The organism is Longimicrobium sp., from assembly GCA_036389135.1.
Classification (GTDB): Bacteria; Gemmatimonadota; Gemmatimonadetes; order Longimicrobiales; family Longimicrobiaceae; genus Longimicrobium.
Genome location: DASVQP010000001.1, coordinates 30,454 through 49,033 on the forward strand (window position 1 = coordinate 30,454; position 18,580 = coordinate 49,033).

The following is an 18,580-nucleotide window of genomic DNA, read 5'->3' on the forward strand; positions in this document are numbered from 1 at the left end:
GATGCGCATCCTGGTCGTTTCCAACTTCTATCCACCCCACTTCATCGGCGGCTACGAGCTGGGCTGCGCCGCGGCGGTGGAGGCGCTGCGGCGGCGCGGCCACCAGGTGGCGGTGCTCACCAGCACGTACGGCGGGGATGGGCCGCGCAGCGAGGGCGAGGTGCACCGCTGGATGACCGGCGTGGGCCCCGAGCCCGCCCGCCCGTGGCGGCCCGCCCCCGTGCGGCGCCTGGCCACGCTGGTGCGGCTGGTGCGCAAGGAGCGGGGGAACTGGGCGGCGCTGCGCCGGCTGGCGGCGGAGTTCCGCCCCGACGTGGTGTACGTGTGGAACCCGGTGGGCACCTCCGTCTCGCTCGCCGCGGCGCTTCCGGCGCTGGGGAAGCCCTCCGCCTTCTACGTGTTCGACGAGTGGATGGCGCGCGGCGACGACCTGGTCCTCCGCTTCTGGAAGGGCGGCGGCGTGCCGGCGCGAGTGGCGGCGGCGGCGGGGCTGCCGGCGGTGAGCGGGGGGGTGGCCTTTCGCAACGTGCACTTCGGCAGCGCGTACCTGGCCGAGGCCGTGCGCGCCGCCGGGGTGCGCACCGAGGGCGCCCGCACGATCCACTGGGGGATCGATCCGGGCGCCTTTCCGTACCGCGCGGAGCGCCGTCCCGAGGTGCGCAGGCTCCTCTTCGTGGGGCAGGTGCTGCCGCACAAGGGCGTGCACACGCTGGTCGAGGCGCTCGCCCTGGTCGCGGCGGAGCCCGGCTCGCGGGTCACCCTCACCATCGCGGGCGACGCGGACAACCCCTACGGGCACGAGCTCCGGCGGCGCGTGCGCGAGCTGGGGCTCGAAGACGCGGTGAGCTTTCGCGGCCGCGTGCCGCGCGCGGAGATCGTGCCGCTGTACCACGAACACGACGTGCTGGTCTTCCCCTCCGTGTGGAACGAGCCGTTCGGCATCACCATTCTGGAGGCGATGGCGTGCGGCCTCCCCGTCGTCGCCACCGGCACCGGCGGAAGCGGCGAGATCGTGCGCGACGGTGAGAACGCGCTCGTGTTCGGACCGGGTGACGCGGCGGCGTGCGCTCGCCAGATCGGGCGCCTGATGCGGGACGAGGAGCTCTTCGAGCGCATCCGCCGCAACGCGCGCGACTCCGTGGAGCGCCACTTCACGCTCGACCGCACGATCGCGGAGATCGAGGAAGGGCTGCGCGCGGCGGTCGCGGGAGGCGCGGCGTGACGACGGACGCGGGCGCGCCGATGCGGGTGGTGTACGACGTGTCGATCCTGGGCGCGGGGCACCGGTCGCTGCTGAGCCGCACGGGCACCTACCGGGTGACGGAGCGGCTCGCGCACGGGCTGGCCGCCGCGCCGGAGTGCGAGCTGCGCTTCTCGGCGGTGGAATCGGCGCGGGTGCGCGGGCTGGCGCGGGCGCACCTCGCCGAAGACCCGTCGCTGCGGCACGTTCCGCTGGTGGCGCCGCCGCGCGCGGGGCTGGTGGAGGCGCTCGCGCACCCGCTGCTGCGCATGGACCTGCGCCCGTCGGATGCGAAGCACGTGCGCGTGGCGCGCGGCGTAATGGCGCAGACGGTAAAGGCCGCCGAGGCCGCCCTGGGGCACCGCCGGCTGGGCGACTGGGTGGACGCCGACGTCTTCCACTCCCCCTCCGCGCCGCTGCCGCGCTGGGCGGGGCGGGGGAAGCCGCCGGCGCGCCTGCTCACCGTGCTCGACCTGATCCCGGTGCTCTTCCCGGAGCTGTTCGACGTCCACGTGCTGCGCCGCTTCCGGGCCGTGCTCGCCAGCCTGGATCCGGACGCGTGGGCGATCTGCATCTCCGCCTCCGGGCGGGACGACCTGTGCGAGCACACGGGGATCGACCCGGCGCGGGTCTTCGTCACCCCGCTGGCCGCCGCGCCGGACCGCTTCCACCCCGTGACCGACGCGGAGCGGATCGCGGAGGTGAAGGCACGGTACGGGATCCCCGACGCGCCGTACCTGCTCAGCCTCAATACGCTGGAGCCGCGAAAGAACATGGATCACGCGATCCGCTCGTTCATCCGGCTGGTGCGCGACGAGGGGGTGCGCGACCTGTACTTCGTGCTCGCGGGCACGAAGGGGTGGCACCACGACAAGATCTTCGAGGCGATCTCCGGCGCGGGCGAGCTGCGCGGGCGCATCATCCTCCCCGGCTTCGTGGCGGACGAGGACCTGGCGGCGCTCTACAGCGGCGCCACCGCGTTCGTCTACCCGTCGCTGTACGAGGGATTCGGGCTGCCGCCGCTGGAGGCCATGCAGTGCGGCGTCCCCGTCATCACCTCCAACACCTCCTCGCTGCCGGAGGTGGTGGGCGACGCCGGGATCATGCTGGACCCGCGCGACGAGGACGCGCTCTGCCAGGCGATGCTCGACCTGTACCGCACCCCCTCGCTGCGCCACACGCTGCGCGAGCGGTCGCTGGCCCGCGCGCGGCACTTCAGCTGGGAGCGGTGCACCCGCGACACCATCGCTGCCTACCGCGCCGCCAGTGCATCGTAACACGTTGCGTAGACGGCACTTGGGTGCTCCGTGCGGCCTCGCGGGGCCATTGCAAAGGTGCGCGGGTTGCTCTAAATTCGGGATTCTCGCGGAACGGGGCGCCCGCGGCCGGCGCGCGGAGCCTGACGGGGCGGAGGGATGACGATGGCGTCGGATGGCACGGGGAGGGCGGAGCGCCGCGTGACGCTGGGGATGGACGCGCGCGCGGTCCACAGCACCGGCGTGGGGCGCTACGTGCGGGAGATGCTCGCCGCCCTCTTCGCGGACCCGCGCTTCGGCCACCTGGTGCTGCTGGGCGATCCGGACGAGCTCCACGCGCTGCTGGCGGAGCTGGGGGTGGAAGGCCAGGCCACCGTCCGCCCCTTTCTGCGGAGCTGGAGCAGCCACCAGACGCAGCTCGCCTGGGCCCGGATGGCGGCCCGCGGCCAGACCCGCGCGGACGTGTGGCACTTCCCGTTCTCGGACGTGCCCCTGCTCCTGCACCCCCGCCGCAGCGTGGTGACGGTGCACGACCTGATCCCCATCAAGCTGCCGGGGCTGGTGCGAAAGCGGGAGCGGATCGCCTCCACCATCGCGCTGCACGCGGGAGCCCGGCTCGCCTGGCGCATGATCGCCGACTCGGAGTCCACGCGGCGCGACATCGTGTCGTACGTTCCGCGCGCGGCGAACAAGGTGGAGGTGGTGCCGCTGGGCGTGGCCCCCTCGTTCCGCCCGCTGGAGCCCGCCGAGGCCGCGCTCTGCTCGCGCGCGGAGGCGCTGCGGCCGTACCTGTTCTGCGTGGGGAACCGCTTTCCGCACAAGAACCACGTGGCGGCCGTGGACGCGCTGGCGCGGGTGCGGGCGGGCGGAAGCGCCATGCGGCTGGTGGTGGCCGGGGGCACCGCCAACGCCCACTGGCCCCAGGTGGTGCGCCACGCCGAGGCGCGCGGGGTAGCGGATGCAGTGGTCGACCTGGGAAAGGTGAGCGAGACGGAGCTCCGCTGCCTGTACGCGCACTGCACCGCCTTCCTCTTCCCCTCGCTGTACGAGGGGTTCGGGCTTCCCGTGCTGGAGGCGATGGCGTGCGGCGCGCCGGTGATCGCCTCCAACCGCTCGTCGGTGCCGGAGGTGATGGGCGAGGGGGGGCTCTCCGTGGACCCCGGCGACAGCCAGGCGATGGCGGACGCGGTGGCGCGGCTGGAGCGGGACCCCGGCGTGCGCGGCGAGTGGATACGAAAGGGGCGGGAGCAGGCGGCCCGCTTCACATGGGAGAGCACCACGCAGCGGACGATGGAGATTCTGCACCGCGCCGCGTGTTCGTAAAACCAGGGTGGGAATGAAGCGCGTACTGATGTACGATCCGTATTACGACTGTGCCTTCGGGGCGCAGCGTGCCATGATCACGCTGGCGGAGGGGATCCGCGAGCGTGGCTTCGAGCCGATCATCGCCACCGGAAAGGAGGGGATGCTCACACGGATCGCGCGTGAAGCGGGGCTGCGCGTGGAAGTCATCCCCGTGCCCAAGACCCTCGATATCTTTGGCGGGGCCGCGCTCGCCGCGTCCGCTCCCCGCAAGGTGCTGATCTCCTTTTCCCTGCTGATGTACGCCATGCGCGTGCTGCGGCACGCGAAGCGGCTGGGGGCCGACATCCTGTACGCCAACGAGCTGCGCAGCGTCTTCTTCCTCACGCCCAGCAAGCTGCTCCTGCGCAAGCGGCTCTTCTGGACGATCCACGGCGGGCCGTCGTTCCCGGGCCTCTCCGCGCTGGGCGCGTGGGCCGCGGACGAGATGATGATGGTGTCGAAGGCGGCGGCCAAGGCGCTCCCGCCGCGGGCCAGGGAGCGCGCTCGCGCCAAGCTCTCCGTCAACTACGCGGGGATCGACGCGTCGGGGTACGCGCCGGCCGCCAGCGACGAGGCGCGCCGCGAGATCCGCCGCCGCTTCGGGCTTCCGGAGGATGGGCTGCTGATCGCCACCGCCGGGTCGATCTGCCACCGCAAGGGGTACGACACCGTGCTGGAGGCGCTGGAGCGCGTGGTGCCCGGCGGCCCGGCGGTGCACCTGGCGATCGCGGGCGACCTGGCGCGCGAGACGGACGCGGAGTACATGGCGGGGCTGCGGCGCGAGGTGGAGGAGAAGCGCCTTCCCGTCACCTTTCTGGGGTGGCGCGACGACCTGCCGGCTCTCCTCTCCGCCAGCGACATCTTCGTCCTCGCCTCGCGCGAGGAGGGGCTGGGGATCGTGACGCTGGAGGCGATGGCCACCCACCTGCCGGTGATCGTGACGTACGCCGGCGGCAGCGAGGAGACGGTTGTGGACGGCGAGAGCGGGCTGATCGTGCAGCCGGACGACCCGGAGGCGCTGGCCGGGCGCCTGCGCGCGCTGATGGACGACGCCGGGCTCCGCGCGCGGCTGGGCGCCAGGGCGCGCGAGCGCTGCCTGGAGGTGTTCGCCCAGACGCGCTACAAGGACCGCTTCGCCGCCCTCCTGCGCGGGGAGAGGGAGTAGCGCGTGGCCGCCCGTTCCGCCACCGCGCACCGCTTCTCGGCGGCGTGGTTCGGGGTCGCGCTCGCGGCCACGACCGCCACGCAGCTGCGCATGGGCCCCGCGGGCCCCGGCGAGCTGATGCTGGTGACGTGGCTGGCATACCGCTTCCTGGTGCTGATGGTGCAGCGCGCCGTCGTCGTTCCGCGCGAGGCACGCCCGCTCCTCTGGTTCTGGTGCGCGGTTCCCGCGTTCATGGCGGCCGGGTGGCTCACCAAGATCTTCATCGGCATTCCGCAGCGGAACGCGGCGCTGTACGACACCTTTGCGTTCACCTTCACCGCCGTCACCATCGTCGTCTTCCTGCTGGAGCGCGACCTGCCCGAGCGCGTGCGCAACGCGGCGGCGGGGATGCTGCTGACCGCGGTGATCCCCAACGCGCTGCTGGTGGCGCTCAGCCTGGCGGGGCCGGGAACGGGGCCGGTGCGCGTGTGGTACGGGGCGCGCCTCTCCGGCTGGTCGGCCAACCCCAACCAGCTCGCCCTGCTGATGCTGGCCATGCCGCTGATCGCGCTCCAGCTCAGCTCCCAGAGCGGGAGCGCGAGGCGCAGGATGGCGTGGCTGGCGGTGGCGGGGGTGGCCACGGTACTGGGGCTGGCCACGCTCAGCGACAGCCTGATTCTGGCGTGGATGCTCGGGGGCGCGGTGCTGGCGTGCGTGGCGTTCGTGCGCGCGGCGTCGGTGCACACCGGCAGCATGCTGCGCGAGGGGCTCGTGCGCGTGGTGATCCCCGTGATGGTGCTGGTGGCCACCGGCGTGGTGGCGCCGCGCGTCGTGGCAAAGGTGGCGGAGGAGGCCGCCGAGCTTTCCGGGTCGCACCAGGGGTCCGACCGCTTCAACATCTGGGGGCACGGGCTGGAGGCGCTGTCGAGATCGCCCGTGGTGGGGCTGGGGCCGGGGTCGCACGCGGGCCACGACGGGCCCCACGAGGGGTTCGAGTCGCACAACACCTACCTGGACTGGAGCACCAGCACCGGGATGGTGGGGCTCGCCGCCTACCTCGCCCTGCTGGCGTGGGCCGGCCTGCACGCGCTGCGCGACCGTTCGCACTACCGGCTGATCCTCCTGCTCGCGCTGATGCTGTTCAGCGCCTTCCACTACGTCATGCGCCAGCCCACCTTCTGGTTCACGCTGCTGGTGGTGGCGGTGGCGCCCGCGGGAAGCAGGCTCGCCCGCGCGCCGGTGGCGGCGCCGCGGCCGGCGCGGCTGGCGGGGGCGGCCCATGCGTAGCGTGCGGGTGGCGCTGATCTCGCCGCTGGCCGAGGAGCAGTGGCACAGCATGGACCTGTGCGCCGAGATGCTGCTGGACACGCTGCGCCGGCACCACGAGCCGCACATCCGGGCGGAGCGGGTGGTGCCGCGGCTGGTGCGCCGCTTCGAGCGCCTGCCGCGCGCGGGGCGCCACCGCATTGCCGTGCGCGCGGACCGGCTGCTGAACCGCTTCGGCGACTTTCCGGGCCACCTGCTGCGGAGCAGGAAGCGGTTCGACCTGTTCCACCTGACCGAGCACAGCTACGGCCAGCTGGCCCACGTCCTTCCGGCGAAGCGCACCATCGTCACCTGCCACGACCTGGAGGCGTTCCGCTGTCTGCTGGAGCCGGAGAAGGAATCCCGCTCGTGGCTGTACCGCGCGATGGCGCGGCAGCAGATGCACGCGGTGCGCTCCGCCGCACGCGTGGTGTGCGACACCCACGCCGTTCGCGACGAGCTGCTGGCGTTTGGCCTCGCGCCCCCCGAGCGCGTGACCGTGGTGCACATCGGCACGCACCCGGCGTGCTCGCCCGACCCCGATCCCGTCGCGGACGCGAAGGCGGAGGCGCTCCTGGGTCCCGCCGGGTCCACGGTGGACCTGCTGCACGTGGGGAGCCTGATGCCCCGCAAACGCATCGACGTGCTCCTGCGCGTCTTCGCCGCCGTGCGCGAGCGGGTGCCCGGGGCGCGGCTCATCCGCGCGGGGGGTGCCTTTCTGCCTGCGCACCTGGAGCTGGTGCGCACGCTGGGGCTGGAGGGCTCCATCCTGGTGCTCCCCTTCGTGGAGCGCGAGGTCCTTTCCGCCGTGTACCGCCGCGCCGCGCTGGCGCTGCAGCCGTCCGAAGTGGAGGGGTTCGGGATGCCGGTGCCGGAGGCGATGGCGTGCGGCACCCCCGTGGTGGCCAGCGACATCCCGGTGCTGCGCGAGGTCGGCGGCTCGCTGGCGCGCTACTGCCCCGTGGCCGACGTGCCGGCCTGGACCCAGGCGGTCGTGGAGCTGCTGGAGGAGCGCCGCACCCAGCCGGACCGGTGGCAGGCGCGCCGTGCCGCGAACGTGGAGCACGGCGCCCTCTTCAGCTGGAGCGTGCACGCGCGGAAGATGGTGGAGGTATACGAAGAGGTGCTGAGCGCCGCGGCGGCGCCCGACTGACGAGAGAGCCAAGGCTACGTGCGGATGAGATATGAGACGGTGAAGGAAGAGCTGCGCGCCGCGCCCCGCACCTGGCTGGTGACGGGTGCGGCCGGGTTCATAGGGAGCGCCCTGGTGGAGGGGCTGCTGGGGCTGGGGCAGGCGGTGGTGGGGCTGGACAACTTCGCCACCGGCCACCGCCGCAACCTGGACGACGTGCGCGCGCAGGCCGGCGATGAGGCGTGGCGGCGCTTCCGCTTCATCGACGGCGACATCCGCGACCTGGACACCTGCCACGACGCCTGCCGCGGGGTGGACTTCGTGCTGCACCAGGCGGCGCTGGGGAGCGTTCCGCGCTCGCTGGAAGATCCCATCGCCACGCACGCGGCCAACGTCACCGGGTTCCTCAACATCCTGGTGGCCGCGCGTGACGCAAAGGTGCGCCGGTTCGTCTTCGCGGCGTCGAGCAGCACCTACGGCGACCATCCGGCCCTTCCCAAGGTGGAGGACCGCATCGGTCGGCCGCTGTCGCCGTACGCCGTCACCAAGTACGTGGACGAGCTCTACGCCAGCGTCTTCGAGCGCAACTACGGCATCGAGACGGTGGGGCTGCGCTACTTCAACGTCTTCGGCCGCAGGCAGGACCCGGAGGGCGCCTACGCCGCGGTGATCCCCCGCTGGGTGGGAACGCTGCTGCAGGGCCGCGAGTGCGTCATCAACGGCGATGGCGAGACGTCGCGCGACTTCTGCTTCGTGGAGAACGTGGTGCAGGCCAACCTCCTGGCCGCCACCGCCACGGGCAAGGTGACGGACGAGGTGTACAACGTGGCGCTGGGCGGGCGCACCACGCTGAACCAGCTCTTCGAGTGGATCCGCGACGGCCTCTCCGCTTTCCGGCCCGACGTCGCCGGCGCCGAGCCGAAGTACGCGCCCTTTCGCGCCGGCGACGTGCGCCACTCGCAGGCGGACATCACCAAGGCCCGCGAGCGGCTGGGGTACGAGCCCACGCACACGGCGGAGGAGGGGCTGCGCGAGACGCTGGAGTGGTACGCGGCGCACGCCGGGTGACGCCGTTTTCGCTTGCGGCGGATGGCTCCGGCGGGTAACTTGGCGGCCCATCTGGGGATCGGAGTCGCCCCTCTGCTGCCGCCTTCGCACGCGCGCTCCGGGCCGGGGCGCGCTCTGCGCTTTGTGAGGCGGGTGGGTGCGGGCGAGTAGTGGGGTGCGCGGGCGGCGTTCACCCGCGCGCAGTCAACAGGAGATCGCCGGACCATGTGCGGGATAGCGGGACTATTCGACCAGAGGGGAGCTTCGTCCGCGGATGAGCTGGCCGCGGCGGCGACGCGCATGGCCGACTCGCTGCGCCACCGCGGGCCGGACGACGGCGGCGTGTGGGCCGATGCCGGCTCCGGCGTCGCCTTCGGCCACCGGCGGCTCTCCATCGTGGACCTCTCTCCCGACGGCCACCAGCCGATGGCCTCGGAGAGCGGACGCTTCGTGCTCGCCTACAACGGGGAGGTGTACAACTTCCCCCACCTGAGGCGCGAGCTGGAAGCGGCCGGGCACCGCTTCCGCGGCCATTCGGACACCGAGATCCTGCTGGCGGCGTTCGAGGAGTGGGGGATCGACGAGGCGCTGGAGCGGTCGGCGGGGATGTTCGCCATGGGGATCTGGGACCGGCGCGAGCGCCAGCTGCACCTGGTGCGCGACCGGCTCGGCAAGAAGCCGCTCTACTACGGCTGGGTGGGCGATACCCTCCTCTTTGCGTCCGAGCTCAAGGCCTTCCACACCTTTCCCGGCTTCCGCCCCGAGATCGACCGCGGGGCGCTGGCGCTGCTGCTGCGGCACAACTGCGTGCCCGCGCCGCACACCATCTTCCGGGGGGTGTTCAAGCTCCGCCCCGGCAGCCTCCTCACGCTGCGGGAGGGCGGCGCGCCGGCTTCCAGCGCCGAGGGCGCGCAGGACCACGTGCGGACGTACTGGTCCGCGACGGCGGTGGCCGAGCAGGGGGCGCGCTCTCCCCTCGCGCTGACGGAAGAGGAGGCGGTCGACCAGCTCGAAGAGGTGCTGGGCCGCGCCGTGGGCGAGCGCATGCTGGCCGACGTGCCGCTGGGCGCGCTCCTTTCCGGCGGGATCGATTCGTCCGCCGTGGTGGCGCTGATGCAGCGGCAGGCGGAGCGTCCGGTGAAGACCTTCACCATCGGCCTGTTCGACCCGGTGCTGGACGAGGCGGGGGACGCGCGGCGCGTGGCGGAGCACCTGGGCACCGAGCACACCGAGCTGTACGTGACGCCCGAGGAGGCGCAGGCCGTCATCCCGCGCCTCCCGGACTTCTTCGACGAGCCGTTCGCCGACTCGTCGCAGATCCCCACATTTCTGGTGTGCCAGCTCGCTCGGCGCGACGTGACGGTGGTGCTCTCCGGCGACGGCGGCGACGAGGTATTCGGCGGCTACCAGCGCCACTTCCAGGCGGAGCGCCTGGCGCGCTACAACCGCGTGCCGCCGGTGATGCGCTCGGCCGCCGCGCGCCTCCTCACGGCGCCGTCGCCCGAGGGGTGGGACCGCTTCTTCGACGCCGTGGCGCCGGTGCTGCCGGGCCGTGCGCGGCGCGCCCTGAGCGGCGACAAGGTGCACAAGTTCGCCGGGGTGCTGCCGGCGCGGGGGATGGAGGCGGCGTACCGCACCCTGACCTCGCACTGGCAGGAGCCGCTCTCCGTGGTGCGCGGCGGCGGCGGGCGGGAGCCGGTCACCGTGCTCACCGACCGCGCGCGCCGCCCCGACCTGCGCAGCTTCGCGCACGTGATGATGGTGCTGGACACGGTCAGCTACCTGCCGGACGACATCCTCACCAAGGTGGACCGCGCCAGCATGGCCGTGAGCCTGGAGGCCCGCGCGCCGCTGCTGGACCACCGCGTGGTCGAGTTCGCGTGGAAGCTCCCGCTGGGGATGAAGATCAGGGGGACCCAGGGAAAGTGGATACTGCGGCAGCTCCTGGCCCGCCACGTGCCCCGGGAGCTGTTCGAGCGCCCCAAGCAGGGGTTCGGCGTGCCGATCGGGCCGTGGCTGCGCGGGCCGCTGCGCGGCTGGGCCGACGCGCTCCTGGCCGAGGACCGGCTGCGCGACGAGGGCTACTTCGCGGCCGAGCCGATCCGCCGCAAGTGGAGCGAGCATCTGGCCGGGCGGCGCAACTGGGCGTACGACCTGTGGAACGTCCTGATGTTCCAGGCGTGGCGCGAGCGGTGGGCGCCCTGAGCTCCGCTCCCACCACGGTGCTGGTGCTCGGTGGATACGCCCAATCGCTGGTGACCTTTCGCGGGTCGCTGCTGCGGGCCATGGTCGCGCGGGGCCATCGCGTGGTCGCCTGCGCGCCCGCGGCCTCGCCGGAGATCGTGGCGACGCTCGACGGGATGGGGGTGACGTACCGCGACGTCCCCTTCAACCGCACCGGGCTGCGGCCGGACGAGGACCTGCGCACCCTGGCCGCGCTGGTGGCGCTCTTTCGCGAGGTGCGGCCGGACGTGATCCTCGGCTACACCATCAAGCCGGTGATCTGGGGGCTGCTGGCGGCACGGATCGCGCGGGTGCCGCGGCGCTTCGCCATGATCACGGGGCTCGGCTACGCGTTCATGAGCGAGGGGCGCGAGGGGAGGGTGGTGCGGGCGGTGGCGCGGCGGCTCTACCGGCTCAGCCTGCGCGGCGCGGACCGCGTCTTCTTCCAGAACCCGGACGACCGCGCCACCTTTGAGCGGCTGCGGCTCGTGCGCGGGCCGCAGCAGGGAGTGATCGTCAACGGCAGCGGCGTGGAGGTCGACCACTACACGCCGGTGCCGTTGCCGGAGGGCCCCACCTCGTTCCTGCTGATGGCGCGCTTCCTGGCGGACAAGGGAGTGCGCGAGTTCGTGGAGGCCGCGCGCATGGTCCGCGCCCGGCACCCGGATGCGGTCTTCCGCATGGCGGGATTCCGCGACGACAACCCCACCAGCATCTCCCAGGAGGAGCTGGACGCCTGGCTTCGCGAGGGGATCGTCGAGTTCCTGGGCTGGCTGCCGGACGTGCGTCCCTCCATCGCCGGGACGACCGTATACGTCCTCCCCTCCTACGGCGAGGGTACGCCGCGCTCGGTGCTGGAGGCGATGGCGATGGGGCGCCCCATCGTGACCACCGACGCCCCCGGCTGCCGCGAGACGGTGCAGGACGGCGTGAACGGTTTCCTGGTGCCCGTCCGCGACGCCGCGGCGCTGGCCCGCGCCATGGAAGCGCTGGTGGTCGACCGCGCGCTGGTGGAGCGGATGGGGCGCGAGTCCCGCCGCATCGCCGAAGAGAAGTACGACGTGCACAAGGTGAATCGCGTCATCCTGGAAACCATGGGGCTGGCGAGCCCGGAGACGGCTTGAGCGCGGCCGTCAAGCGGCTGGTGGACGTGCTGGCGTCGGCGGGGGGGCTGCTGCTGCTTTCGCCCGTGCTGCTGGCCGTTGCCATCGCGGTGCGCTGGTCGATGGGCTCCCCGGTCCTCTTCCGGCAGGTGCGACCCGGGCGGCACGCCGTTCCCTTCGCGATGTACAAGTTCCGCACGATGCGCGACGCGCACGACGAGAACGGCGACCCGCTCCCCGATGGCGAGCGGCTGACGGCGGTGGGGCGCTTCCTGCGCAAGACCAGCCTCGACGAGCTTCCGGAGCTGATCAACGTGCTGCGGGGCGACATGAGCCTGGTGGGCCCGCGCCCGCTGCTGATGCGCTACCTCCCCTACTACACGCCGCGGGAGCAGCGCCGGCACGACGTACGGCCGGGGATCACCGGCTGGGCCCAGGTGAACGGCAGGAACACCGCCCGCTGGGCCGACCGGCTGGAGATGGACGTGTGGTACGTGGAGCACCAGAGCCTCTGGCTGGACATCAAGGTGCTCGCGCGCACGGCGGCCTCGCTGCTGGGGCAGAAGGGTGTGGTGGTGGACCCCCGCAGCGCCATGCTGAACCTGGACGAGGAGCGCTGGCCCGGCGGCGAACCGCGGTGAAGAGCGCCCATGAATACGCGGCGAAGGGCCCCTCCGGGGGCTCCCGCCCGAACCTGGCTTCTGGATTGACCACTCTGCGCGGCCCCGGCTTCGGGGCTCTGGTGATCTCGCTCGACTTCGAGCTGCACTGGGGTGTACGCGACCACAAGACGGCGGACGGACCGTACCGCGCGAACCTGCTGGGCGCGCGCGAGGCGGTGCTCCGCATGCTGGAGCTGTTCGGCGAGCTCGGCGTGGCGGCCACCTGGGCCACCGTGGGCTTCCTCTTCGCGCGCACCCGGGAGGAGCTGGAGCGTTTCTCGCCCGCCTTGCGTCCCGGCTACCGCGACCCCTCGCTCTTTCCGTACGGCGAGCCGCTGGGCGAGGGCGAGGCGGACGACCCGCTGCACTTCGCGCCCAGCCTGGTGGACGCCATCCGGCGGGCGGACCGGCAGGAGCTGGCCAGCCACACCTTTTCGCACTACTACTGCCTGGAGCCGGGGCAGACGCGCGAGCAGTTCGCGGCGGACATGAAGAGCGCCGTGGAGATCGCGGCGCACCACGACGTGCGCATGCGCTCCATCATCTTTCCGCGCAACCAGCACAACCCCGCCTACGCGGGGGTGCTGCGCGAGGCCGGCATCACCTGCTACCGCGGCAACCCGCGCGCGCGGATGTACCGGGCTAGCGACTCCGCCGGGCTGCACCCCATACGGCGCGTGGCGGGGCTGGCCGACTCGTACCTCAACCTGGCGGGCACCGCCACGGTGCGGTGGGACGAGGTGGTGGAGCCGGACGGGCTCTGCAACGTACCCGCAAGCCGCTTCCTGCGACCCTACAACCCGCGGCGCCGCGCGCTGGAGCCGTTGCGGCTGCGGCGCATCGAGGGCGCCCTGCTGCACGCCGCCCGCGAAGGGGAGATCTTCCACCTCTGGTGGCACCCGCACAACTTCGGCACGTACCTGGAAGAGAACATGGCCATCCTGCGCCGGATACTGGAGTGCTACCAGCGGTGCAGCCGCTCGCACGGGATGCGCTCGCTCACCATGGAAGAGGTGGCGGAGCAGGCGCTGGCGTGCGGAGCCCCCGCGTGAGCCAGTCGCGCCGGGTGGTGCTGCTGTGCGGCCCCGGCCCCTCCACCCACATCGTGCACCACGCGCTCACCCGCGAGCTGGGCCCCATCGACACCGTCATGGAGACGGTTCCCACGCGCTGGTTCCTGCTGCGGCGCCGCGTCAAGAAGCTGGGGCTCGCCACGGTGGCGGGGCAGCTCCCCTTCCAGGCGGCGGTGGTCCCCCTCCTGCGCCGCGCCAGCGCGGCGCGCATCGAGGCGATCAAGCGCGAGCACGGGCTGGACGACTCCCCCATCCAGGACCCCATCACCCACGTCCCCTCCGTAAACACGGACGAGGCGCGCGAGGTGCTGCGGCGGCTGGACCCCGCAGTGGTGGTGGTGAACGGCACGCGGATCATCGCCCGCAAGACGCTGGACTGCGTGGCGGCGCCCTTCGTGAACATGCACGCCGGCATCACCCCCGCGTACCGCGGCGTGCACGGCGGCTACTGGGCGCTGGCGGAGGGGCGCCCCGAGCTGGCGGGCACGACGATCCACTTCGTGGACGAGGGGATCGACACCGGCGGGATCATCGCGCAGGGCCGCTTCAGCGTGACGCCGGAGGACTCCTTCGCCACGTACCCCTACCTGCACCTGGCCGCGGGAGTCCCGCTCCTGGTGCGCACCGTCCGCGGCATCCTGGACGGCAACCTCCAGCGCGACCCGGTCCCCGAGGGGCTGGCCTCCCGGCTCCGCACGCACCCCACGCTCTGGGGGTACGCCGCGGCGCGCCTGCGCGGGGTGCGGTGAGCGTGCGGGTGCGCCCCGCCACGGCGGACGACGCCGAGGCGATGGTGGCGGTGATCCGCGAGGGCTTCGCGCCGGAGCTCCTCGACGCCATGATCTACGGGTGCGCGGGGATGGGCCGCTTCATCCGCGACGAGCTGGAGCTCCCCCCCGGCCTCTGCGACCGCACCTACACCGTCGCGGAGCGGGACGGGGGCGTGCTGGGGTGCGTGGAGCTGCGCCGCCTGCCGGGCACGCTCATCCTCAACTACATCGCGGTGGGCGCGGAGCTGCGCTCGTCGGGCGTCGCCAGGCAGCTCCTGCTGGAGGCGATTCTGCAGGCGGGCGGCGAGCGCTACGGCAGCATGGTGCTGGACGTCTTCACCGACAACGGCGTCGCGCGCGGCTGGTACCAGCGGCTGGGCTTCGCGGCAGGGGACCACGCCGGGTGGTGGAGCGTGCCGATGCCCGGCGTCGCCCCCGGTGCGCCGCACGCGGTCGTGAACGGCTTCCCCCAGGCGGAGGCGTCGCAGCTCCGGTTCGGCTTCTCGCAGCTCGACGTCACCACCGCGGACGGGAGCTACGCCGTGGGCCGCATGGGGGCGAAGTGGTTCCGCCTGTCGCAGGCGGCCGCGCTGCGCGACGGTGCGCTGCTCGCCACGCTGCGGATGCTGGACCCCGCGCGCGGGCTGCTCCTGCTCCTTCCGGAAGGGCAGCTCCCGGCCGAGGCCGCCCCCGGTGCCATCCGGCTGACGGAGAGCGAGCGGATGTCCATCGGCATCCCGGAGCTCCTCGGCCGGCTGCGGCAGGCTCGCTGATTCCCCGTACCCGTGATCCCGGTGATCGAAAAGCTCGCGCGTGAGCAGCGGTTCCTGCGCCCCGTGCTCCCGTACGGAACGGCGCGCGAGGCGCAGCAGGTGTTTCTGGAGGCGGCGCGGCTGGCCGAGGACGAGGTGGTCCTCCTTCCGGCGTTCATCGGCTGGTCGGCGCGCGAGGGGTCCGGTCTGTTCGATCCGATCCAGAACCTGGGGCTGGCCTACCGCTTCTACCCGGTCACGGCCGACCTGCGCGTGGACGTGGACGGATTCGCGGAGCTGCTGCGCAGGGAGCGGGTTGGCGTCGTGATCCTGGTGCACTACTTCGGCTACGTAGATCCCGGCTATCCCGTGCTGGTGGAGCTGGCGCGAGAGCACGGCGCGCGGCTGGTGCTGGAAGACGAGGCGCACGCCATGCTCAGCGATTGGGTAGGCGGCGTCTGCGGGCGCGCGGGCGACGCGTGCATCGTGTCGCTCCACAAGCTGTTCCCCGTGGCCACGGGCGGGGCGCTCGTCTTCAACACCCCGCGACACGAGATGCTGGGCCGCATCGATGCGCCTGACGGCGGTTCCGGCGCGCTCGGCTTCGACTTCGCCGAGATCGCGCGGCGGCGGGTGCGCAACGCGGCGCTCGTCGAGGAGCTGCTCCCGGAGCTGGCGGACGAGGTGGTCCCGCTCTGGCCCGGGCTCCCGGAAGGCGTCGTGCCGCAGACGTATCCCGTGGTGATCCGGCGGGCGTCGCGGAACGACCTGTACTTCCGCATGAACGAGGCGGGCTTCGGCGTCGTGAGCCTGTACCACACGCTGGTGAAGGAGCTGTCGGCGGACGACTTCCCCGCATCGCACCAGCTCGCGCGGCAGATCATGAACCTCCCCGTGCATCAGGACGCCGAGCCGCACCAGATCCGGGCGATGATGGAGGAGCTGGGGCGGCAGGTGCGGGCGCTTCCCGCCGCTCACTGAAAACAGCCTCACACCGAGCCACGGAGAGAACTGAAAGAACAGCGGAGAGGGTTCTCCGTGTCCTCGCCTTTTCCTCTGTGGCTCTGTGTGAGGCTGTTGTCTTTGTAGCTGGCGCCGCTATCTTCCGCGGCTATTCCCCGTCCGGTGCGCTGGACGGCGGACTGGATCAATTCTTCGCGGGGAGCGGATGAGCGACAGCGGTTTCAGGGTTCTGGACGCGGCGGTCGAGGAGGATCGGCGGGAGTGGCTCGGGATGTGGGAAGCGTGGCCCCTGCGCGAGGTGTTCGCGCACCCGGACTACGTGGCGCTGTACGCGGAGGAGGGCGCGGGACGCGCGCGCTGCGCCGTCCTGCGCTCCGGCGGCGCGTCCGTGCTCTACCCGTTCGTGCAGCGCGACCTGCGCGGCGAGAAGTTCTGGGATGCGTCCGTGGGACCCGCGAGCGACCTGATCAGCCCCTACGGCTACGGCGGCGCCTACGCGTGGGGTGACGCGCCCGCCGGTCTCGCCACCGACTTCTGGTCCCGCTTCGACGGGTGGGCGCGGGAGGAAAAGGTCGTCTCCGAGTTCGTCCGCTTCTCGCTCTTTCCGGAGATCCTGCTCGACTATCCCGGCACGCGCGAGGAGCGGCAGGACAACGTCGTCCGCTCGCTGGACCTGGACGAGGAGCGGATGTGGATGGACTTCGAGCACAAGGTGCGCAAGAACGTCAAGCGAGCGCAGCGCAGCGGCGTGACGGTGGAGCTGGACCCGGACGGCGCGCGGCTCGACGACTTCCTCCGCATCTACCAGTCGACGATGGACCGGCGGGAGGCCGATTCGCGCTACTACTTCCCGCGGAGCTACTTTGAGCGCCTCCAGGGCGGGCTGGCGGGGCAGTTCATGTACTTCCACGCGCTGCTGGGCGGCGAGGTGATCTCCACCGAGCTGGTGCTGGTCTCCGCGGAAAACGTGTACTCCTTTCTGGGCGGCACCGATCCGGAGGCGTTCGCCACGCGGCCCAACGACCTGCTCAAGCACGAGATCATCCGCTGGGCGGCGGGGGAGGGGAAGCGGCGCTTCGTGCTGGGGGGCGGCTACCAAAAGGATGACGGCATCTACCGCTACAAGCTGGCATTCGCGCCCGGCGGGGCCACGCCGTACCATGTGGGCTACCGCGTCCTGGACCCCGAGCTATACGCCGCGCTGTCTCGCAACCGGCCCGGCGAGCCGGTGCCCGAAGCGTCCGCCGGCGGCTACTTTCCCGCGTATCGGGCATAAGCGTTCCCGCCGAGGCGGCACTTACAGGTCATGAGCGAATGAACGAACCGCGAGAGCGTATCTATCTGTCGAGCCCCCACATGGGCGGCGCGGAGCAGGAGCTGGTCGCCGACGCGTTCGCGACCAATTGGATCGCGCCGCTCGGCCCGCACGTGGACGGATTCGAGCGCGAGTTCGCCGACATCGTGGGGAGCCCCCACGCCGCGGCGCTGAGCTCCGGCACGGCGGCCATCCACCTCGCGCTGATCCTGGCGGGGGTGGGGAGGGGCGACGAGGTCGTGGTGTCGTCGCTCACCTTCTCCGCGAGCGTGAATCCGATCCTGTACGTGGGCGCGACGCCGGTCTTCATCGACTGCGACCGCGGCTCGTGGAACATGGACCCCGCGCTGCTGGCGCAGGCGCTGCGCGACCGCGCGCGAGCCGGGCGGCTGCCCAAGGCGGTCGTCGTGGTGCACCTGTACGGGCAGAGCGCGGACCTGGACCCCATCGTGGAGACGTGCCGCGAGCACGGCGTCACCCTCATCGAGGACGCGGCGGAAGCGCTCGGCGCCAGCTACAAGGGCCGCAGCCCCGGCACGCTGGGGCAGACGGGGATCTTTTCCTTCAACGGGAACAAGGTCATCACCACCTCCGGGGGCGGGATGCTCGTGTCGGACGACGCGGCGCTCATCGCGAAGGCGCGCAAGCTCGCCACGCAGGCGCGCGACCCGGCCCCGCACTACGAGCACTCGGAGATCGGCTACAACTACCGGCTCAGCAACGTGCTCGCGGCCATCGGGCGGGGGCAGCTGCGCGTGCTGGCCGACCGCGTCGCCGCGCGCCGCCGCAACTTCCACTTCTACGCGCGCGAGCTGGGCGGCCTTCCCGGCGTGGAGTTCATGCCCGAGGCGCCGTGGGGCACGCACAGCCGCTGGCTCACCTGCCTCACCATCGACCCCGCTGCCTTCGGCGCGGACCGCGAGACGCTGCGGCTTGCCTTCGAGGCCGAGGACATCGAGGCGCGCCCCGTGTGGAAGCCGATGCACCTGCAGCCGATCTTCGCCTCGCACGACTGCGTGGGGGGCGAAGTGGCCGCGGACCTCTTTGAGCGCGGGCTCTGCCTCCCCTCCGGCTCCAACCTGGAGACGAGCCACCTGGAGCGCGTGTGCGAGGTGGTGCACCGGCTGTCGAAGAACCCGCCCGCTTCCTGAGCGAAGCGCCCACGCCGCACCGCCACCGGCTGGCAATTTTCAATACACTGGCGGGCTGAATGGTACCCCGCGGTGATCGGCCCCGAAGTTGCCAGGGGGC

16 protein-coding genes are annotated in these 18,580 nt (G+C 72.3%); all 16 read left to right on the forward strand.

What is annotated here, in order from left to right:
- The first annotated feature begins 1 nt into the window (after position 1).
- The 16 genes from VF584_00130 (at position 2) to VF584_00205 (ending at position 18,480) form a co-directional block, all read left to right on the forward strand.
- Entirely contained in the window at positions 2-1,222 is a 1,221-nt protein-coding gene (locus VF584_00130) for a glycosyltransferase family 4 protein (GenBank protein ID HEX8208558.1), read from the forward strand.
- Positions 1,219-2,517, forward strand: a complete 1,299-nt coding sequence (locus VF584_00135; protein HEX8208559.1) for a glycosyltransferase family 1 protein — start codon at positions 1,219-1,221, stop codon at positions 2,515-2,517. Before VF584_00130 ends, VF584_00135 begins: the two co-directional genes overlap by 4 nt.
- Positions 2,518-2,655: 138 nt before the next feature.
- On the forward strand, positions 2,656-3,819 hold the full coding sequence (locus tag VF584_00140; GenBank protein HEX8208560.1) for a glycosyltransferase family 1 protein: 1,164 nt from the start codon (positions 2,656-2,658) through the stop codon (positions 3,817-3,819).
- A gap of 13 nt (positions 3,820-3,832) precedes the next feature.
- Positions 3,833-5,005 carry a glycosyltransferase family 4 protein gene (locus VF584_00145; protein HEX8208561.1) on the forward strand — a complete coding sequence of 391 codons (1,173 nt, stop codon included), beginning with the start codon at positions 3,833-3,835 and terminating at the stop codon, positions 5,003-5,005.
- Between the two features lie 3 nt (positions 5,006-5,008).
- Positions 5,009-6,271, forward strand: a complete 1,263-nt coding sequence (locus VF584_00150) for an O-antigen ligase family protein (protein ID HEX8208562.1) — start codon at positions 5,009-5,011, stop codon at positions 6,269-6,271.
- Positions 6,264-7,442, forward strand: coding sequence for a glycosyltransferase family 1 protein (locus VF584_00155; GenBank protein HEX8208563.1), 1,179 nt, complete (start codon positions 6,264-6,266; stop codon positions 7,440-7,442). Before VF584_00150 ends, VF584_00155 begins: the two co-directional genes overlap by 8 nt.
- Before the next feature lie 24 nt (positions 7,443-7,466).
- Complete coding sequence (locus VF584_00160) at positions 7,467-8,489, forward strand: SDR family oxidoreductase (protein HEX8208564.1); 1,023 nt, start codon at positions 7,467-7,469, stop codon at positions 8,487-8,489.
- A gap of 204 nt (positions 8,490-8,693) precedes the next feature.
- On the forward strand, positions 8,694-10,673 hold the full coding sequence (asnB, locus tag VF584_00165; protein ID HEX8208565.1) for an asparagine synthase (glutamine-hydrolyzing): 1,980 nt from the start codon (positions 8,694-8,696) through the stop codon (positions 10,671-10,673).
- Complete coding sequence (locus tag VF584_00170; GenBank protein HEX8208566.1) at positions 10,649-11,815, forward strand: glycosyltransferase family 4 protein; 1,167 nt, start codon at positions 10,649-10,651, stop codon at positions 11,813-11,815. The genes asnB and VF584_00170 overlap by 25 nt, the downstream gene beginning before the upstream one ends.
- Positions 11,812-12,435 carry a sugar transferase gene (locus tag VF584_00175; protein HEX8208567.1) on the forward strand — a complete coding sequence of 208 codons (624 nt, stop codon included), beginning with the start codon at positions 11,812-11,814 and terminating at the stop codon, positions 12,433-12,435. Before VF584_00170 ends, VF584_00175 begins: the two co-directional genes overlap by 4 nt.
- A 65-nt stretch (positions 12,436-12,500) precedes the next feature.
- Complete coding sequence (locus tag VF584_00180) at positions 12,501-13,508, forward strand: polysaccharide deacetylase family protein (GenBank protein HEX8208568.1); 1,008 nt, start codon at positions 12,501-12,503, stop codon at positions 13,506-13,508.
- Positions 13,505-14,278, forward strand: a complete 774-nt coding sequence (locus tag VF584_00185; GenBank protein HEX8208569.1) for a formyl transferase — start codon at positions 13,505-13,507, stop codon at positions 14,276-14,278. The genes VF584_00180 and VF584_00185 overlap by 4 nt, the downstream gene beginning before the upstream one ends.
- A complete protein-coding gene (locus VF584_00190; GenBank protein HEX8208570.1) occupies positions 14,275-15,072 on the forward strand; it encodes a GNAT family N-acetyltransferase in 798 nt (265 codons plus the stop codon). The genes VF584_00185 and VF584_00190 overlap by 4 nt, the downstream gene beginning before the upstream one ends.
- Positions 15,073-15,093: 21 nt before the next feature.
- The gene (locus VF584_00195; protein ID HEX8208571.1) at positions 15,094-16,032 is read left to right on the forward strand and encodes a DegT/DnrJ/EryC1/StrS family aminotransferase; all 939 of its coding nucleotides are present in this window, start codon (positions 15,094-15,096) and stop codon (positions 16,030-16,032) included.
- Positions 16,033-16,219: 187 nt separating this feature from the next.
- On the forward strand, positions 16,220-17,290 hold the full coding sequence (locus VF584_00200; protein HEX8208572.1) for a GNAT family N-acetyltransferase: 1,071 nt from the start codon (positions 16,220-16,222) through the stop codon (positions 17,288-17,290).
- A gap of 38 nt (positions 17,291-17,328) precedes the next feature.
- Positions 17,329-18,480: an aminotransferase class I/II-fold pyridoxal phosphate-dependent enzyme gene (locus tag VF584_00205; GenBank protein HEX8208573.1), complete on the forward strand. Its 1,152-nt coding sequence runs from the start codon at positions 17,329-17,331 to the stop codon at positions 18,478-18,480.
- Positions 18,481-18,580: the final 100 nt, after the last annotated feature.